Below are 5,093 nucleotides of genomic sequence, written 5' to 3' on the forward strand. Positions count from 1 at the left end.
ATTTTTCCTTCGACTCGGACTTGCGCCCGAATTACTCTTTGGATCACCGCCCTCATGTTTTTTGGCCTTCTTCCCCTTTCTTGTTTTTGATCATAGTCTTTCCCATCGCCCATCGCCTATTACCTATTACCTGTCTTCTCTAAGTCTTTGGAGGTCAACGAGGTCACTTGGCGATATTTTTTGTGGGAAGGATCGTTCATCCAGAGAAGCAGTGGGTCTTTAACCTGGTCGAATTCCGCCAATTGATCTTTCCTCAAAGAAGCAGCCCGAGGAGAAATTTCTCGCAAAGGATTACGGAAAACATTGTTCCGCAAGAGGCGAAAATCCAAATGCGAGCCCGTGGAAAGGCCGGTAGAGCCGACATAGCCGATTAACTGTTTCTGGCGGACCACTTTCCCCTTGCGGATCCCGGGGGCAAACCGGCTGAGGTGTCCGTACATGGATTGATAACCCTTGGTGTGTTTGATGATAACCTGTTCCCCGTATCCCCCGTTCCATCCGCAGAGAGTGACGGTCCCTTCCGCGATGGCCCAAACTGGGCTACCTTCCCGGGCGGCATAATCAACTCCATAATGAGGGCGGAATCCCCCCAGAATAGGATGCCGCCGTGATTTCGAATAACCGGAACTAATCCGGGTAAACTGCAGGGGGGACCGTAAAAAGGCTTTCTGCAGGGATTCTCCTTTGGCCGTGTAATAACTCCCGTATTTACCAGAACCCCGGAAATAAATCGCTTGTTGGACTTTGGTTCCGCTCTGGAAGGAGGCGTAGAGAGTCCGGCCGTATTTGACAAACGTCTCCCCGGTGTAATATTTCTCTACCACGATTTGAAACCGATCTCCGGGCTGGGGGTCGGAATGGAAATCAATCTCCCAGGCAAAAATCCCGGCAAAGTCAAGCACCAGTTGGTCCTGCTCATTGAGCCCCTCCATGGTTTCGAAGAGGCTGGAGGAGATCTCTCCCGAAATCCGGGCCCAATATTTTTCAACTGGAACTTCTTTCTTTTGACCATGCCATTCCCCGGAAGGTTGAACCGTTATCTGATAAATGTCGATGGGACTGGTTTGGTAGGAAAAACTGCGCAGTTCTCCTCCAGGAGTTAATCGCACTTCGAAGGAGTCTCCCGGTTTCACTTTGCGCAGGTTGACCCTAGGCTTCAAGTTTTTACAAATGGCTTCCACCAACTCAGAGGGAAGGTTCTGGGAGCGAAGCACTGAGGAAAGAGTATTGCCACTGGCGATCTTGCCGGATAGAATCCGATCCGGGGGAAGGGGAGGAGGTTCCGGAGTTTTGACCGGTTGAGGTTTTTCACGAGGGGAAGGTAAAAAATAAAGAAAGATCAGGGTGATTCCGAGCAGGCTGGAAAAAAAAAGAAGAAAATACCGCTTCCTTTTCTTTAAAAAAACGCTTTTGAATATCTTATTTTCGTTCACCACTTCTCCGATGTTCACGAAAGTGAACAATATTAATAAAAAATATACCTCTGATAATGGATCATTTTCAAGTTTAAAAAAACGGGTTAGCGCAGAGAAGTAAAAACCATCGCGCCGGAAAGGAAAATGAGGGTGACGATAGTCAGATAGGAAATGAGATTGAGAATCCATCCGTTGGCGTAATTCCCCATGATCTTCCGGTCGTTGACCAAGATCAGTATGAAAATAAGAATAAAAGGAAGCAGCGCCCCGTTGATCACCTGGGAGTAAAACATGATGGAGATCAAGGGGAGATCCGGCAATAAAACGACCCCCATTCCCAGAAAAATCATCAAAGAATATAAGCCATAAAATTGGGGGGCTTCTTCGAATTTGCGGTTGAGGCTGGATTCCCAGCCGAAAGCCTCGCAGATGGTGTAGGCCGTAGAGAGCGGCAGAATGGAGGCGGCGAACAAGGAGGCATTGAGCAGTCCAAAAGCAAACAACCAGGTGCAATACTTTCCTGCTAACGGCGCCAGCGCTAAGGCCGCATCCTGAGCGGTCTCGATCTTGATCCCGGCTTGAAAAATCGTGACGGCACAGAGCAGGATGATAAAGAAGGCTACGATGTTTACGATCACGGAGCCAAAGATCACGTCCATGCGGGCATATTGGTAGTCTTCGGCTTTTAATCCTTTGTCCACAACCGAGGATTGCAAATAAAATTGCATCCAGGGAGCAATGGTGGTTCCTACCAAGGCGACGGCCATGGTCAGGAAATCCGGCTCGAAACGCACGGTGGGAGTGAATAATTGATCGCTGATCTGGGCCCAGTCCGGTTTCGCCAGGAATCCGGAGATGATGTAGGAGAGATAAAAAAAGCAAGCAACCAGAAAGACTTTCTCGACGGATTTATAGTTTCCCTTGACCACCAGCCACCAGACTAAGAAGGCACTCACGGGAACGGAGATATATTTATTCACGCCGAAGATCTCTAAACTCGCCGCCACGCCAGCAAACTCCGATATCGTGTTGCCGAGGTTGGTGAGGAAAAGGGCAATCATCAAATAGAAAGTGGCTTTGGCGCCAAAACGTTCGCGAATAAGATCGGAGAGACCTTTGCCGGAGACCACTCCCATGCGGGCACACATTTCCTGAATTACGATTAAAGCCAAGGTGATGGGAATAAGAGTCCAGAGGAGGGTTAGGCCGAATTCGGAACCAGCCAGGGAATAGGTGGTAATACCGCCCGCATCATTGTCCACGTTGGAAGTGATAATCCCCGGGCCGATGAGGGCAAAGAAAATCCCCAGGGTTCTCCAGAACCCTTTGCGGGAGACTTTTTCGGCAGCAGCCGGCATGGATGTCTGGGGGGGGGGTGGGGGCAAGGTTGGTTATCTCCTTCTTCCATGGCGTCATTTCCCCAATTGAGGCGCGACCACATCGAGGAGACTCTTGAAGTTGATTACCCCTTTGATCCGGTTATCTTCGTCCATCACCGGGATGGCCTTGAAACCGTACTTGGCAAAAAGTTGGGCAATCTCTTCTTTTTCTTCCTCGATGGTTACGGTGACCACCCGGGAATTCATCAAGTCCGCAAGGCGGGCCTGCGGGTTGGCCGCCAAAAGATCCCGTAGGCTGACCACTCCGGAGAGGTGGCCTTCAACATCGCTGACATAAATATAATAAATCAAATCCAGATTCTCTACCTCCTGGCGAAGCCATTCCAGGGCTTCTTGGACCGTTGACGACGGAGGCAGGGCGGGGAAAGAAGTGGTCATCAATCCCCCGGCCTTTTCTTCGGGATGGACCAGGAGCTCCTTGACGTCCTCAGCCATCTCTTTTTCCATTTCCTTGAGGATGCCTTCCGCTTTATCTTTGGGGAGGTCTCCCAGAAGGTCGGCCGCCTCGCTGGGGGACATTTCCTCGATGATGTCGGAAGCATGAGCCGGGTTCAGGGTTTCAATCAAGCGGACCTGAATTTTTGGGTCCGTTTCCTCCAAAGCCCCAGCGGCGGTCTCTACATCTAAGGATTGAAAAACTTCCGTTCGTTTGTGAATGTCTAATGCCTCCATAATATCTGCCAGATCCGCTGGGTGCAGCTGGGCCAGGCGGTGTTGAGCGACTTTTAGGCGCAACAAGGCGGGAGAAGAAAGGGGCTGGACGAATCTCCAGGGAATAAAAGAGTCGGTTAGATGATAGTCAAAGAACCATTGGAAAAACTTGTCCATGGCTTTTTCCCAGCCTACCCTTCTCATCAGACCCCGGAGGCCAACGTCCACATGGACCAGGCGCAGGTTGTGGTTGACTTTTAGAAGATGGAGGTCATTCACCCGCCAGACCTTAGCCCCATGGGTATCGACAATTTGTTTGTCTAACAGCGAATCTTTGAGTAGTAATTCTCCTTCATTCACGTTTGCTCCGGCTCGTTCTTCTACGTTCAAAGGCTCTACCCGTAACTCCTCCCCCAATTCGAGAATCCTTGTCCAGGAGAAACGGAAAGAAGTTTTTTCCCCGACCGGAGTGAAGAAAACTCCCGTAACCGGAGGGTACAACTCTGCAATCGTGACCACCAGGTCGCAAACTTTTCCCCAAGGCCGGCCCGCGGGATCAACGATTTTTTTCCCCAGGATCTGGCTTAAAAACAAAAAAACCTGAGGGGTGGAATTCATGGTCATCCAGCTTACCTCCAGGGAATTTATTTTATAACATTCTTGGAAAAATTTTAAAAGTCTTTTCTTTTTTAATAGAACTAATGAATATTTTCATCTATACTTCTCTTCTTAAAGGCTGATTCTGATGAAGAAGCAGGTCAAATTCAAATCCCTACTTTCCCAATCCCTCTCCCCAGAAAGGATCTTCATCCTTGGTTTTGCCGGGGTAATTTTATTAGGAACCCTCCTGCTCTGGTTTCCATTTTCAGCCACCAAGCACCCCCTCACTTTTGTAAATGCTCTCTTTACCTCCACCTCGGCAGTATGTGTAACAGGACTGACCGTGCTCGACATCGGGAACGACCTTTCTTTATCATTAAGGATTTACCGCTTAAAAATCAAGTCCTGGCTTCGTTCTTCCAATCGGTCGTCCCGCGAACTGCTGGTTTCAATACCGTCGATATCGGTCTTCTGGCCAACGAAACAATCCTCTTCACAATTATCCTTATGTTTATCGGAGCCTCCCCTGGCTCCACCGGTGGAGGGGTTAAAACGACCAGCGCTTCCCTTCTTTTCCTGATGATGTGGAACCGCTTAAAAGGGAATGAGGAGGTGAACATTTTTAAGAGGACCATTCCTAAGGACCTCCTTACCCGGACCATCTTGATCATTTTTGCCTCAGCCTTCTCTGTTTTTTTGATTACTTCGGTCCTGTTATTAATGACGGGGGGAACCTTTCCGCCGCTTGAGAGCCGGCATTTTTTCGTGGAATATCTTTTTGAAACCGTTTCGGCCTTTGGGACCGTAGGGTTATCGATGGGGATTACTCCCAAATTGAATGATGCCCAGAAATTGGCCATTGTTTTGATGATGTTTGCAGGGAGGGACGGATAAAGCATTGCTGGAAACCATCGGCATTCAGGAAGATGATATAGTGATCATTTCCTTTGGAGAGGACCTGGCCGCCAGTACGCTCATTACTCTTCACCTCAAAGAGCTGAAAATCAAGACGATCATCGTCAAGGCC

Annotated in this window: 4 protein-coding genes; 1 reads left to right on the forward strand and 3 read right to left on the reverse strand. The window is 49.2% G+C overall.

Annotated elements, in window-relative coordinates; genetic code table 11:
• Nucleotides 1-119: 119 nt before the first annotated feature.
• From Q7V48_02820 to Q7V48_02830, 3 genes are all read right to left on the reverse strand, one after another.
• Nucleotides 120-1,433 carry a M23 family metallopeptidase gene (locus Q7V48_02820; GenBank protein ID MDO9209670.1) on the reverse strand — a complete coding sequence of 438 codons (1,314 nt, stop codon included), beginning with the start codon at nucleotides 1,431-1,433 and terminating at the stop codon, nucleotides 120-122.
• An 86-nt stretch (nucleotides 1,434-1,519) separates the two neighbouring features.
• Nucleotides 1,520-2,773: an Nramp family divalent metal transporter gene (locus Q7V48_02825; protein MDO9209671.1), complete on the reverse strand. Its 1,254-nt coding sequence runs from the start codon at nucleotides 2,771-2,773 to the stop codon at nucleotides 1,520-1,522.
• A 54-nt stretch (nucleotides 2,774-2,827) separates the two neighbouring features.
• Nucleotides 2,828-4,090 carry a CBS domain-containing protein gene (locus Q7V48_02830; GenBank protein MDO9209672.1) on the reverse strand — a complete coding sequence of 421 codons (1,263 nt, stop codon included), beginning with the start codon at nucleotides 4,088-4,090 and terminating at the stop codon, nucleotides 2,828-2,830.
• 300 nt (nucleotides 4,091-4,390) lie between these two features.
• On the opposite strand from Q7V48_02830, the gene Q7V48_02835 reads away from it, so the two are divergent.
• Nucleotides 4,391-4,960, forward strand: a complete 570-nt coding sequence (locus Q7V48_02835; protein ID MDO9209673.1) for a potassium transporter TrkG — start codon at nucleotides 4,391-4,393, stop codon at nucleotides 4,958-4,960.
• Nucleotides 4,961-5,093 lie beyond the last annotated feature (133 nt).

It is taken from the genome of Deltaproteobacteria bacterium (genome assembly GCA_030654105.1).
GTDB lineage: Bacteria > Desulfobacterota > SM23-61 > SM23-61 > SM23-61 > JAHJQK01.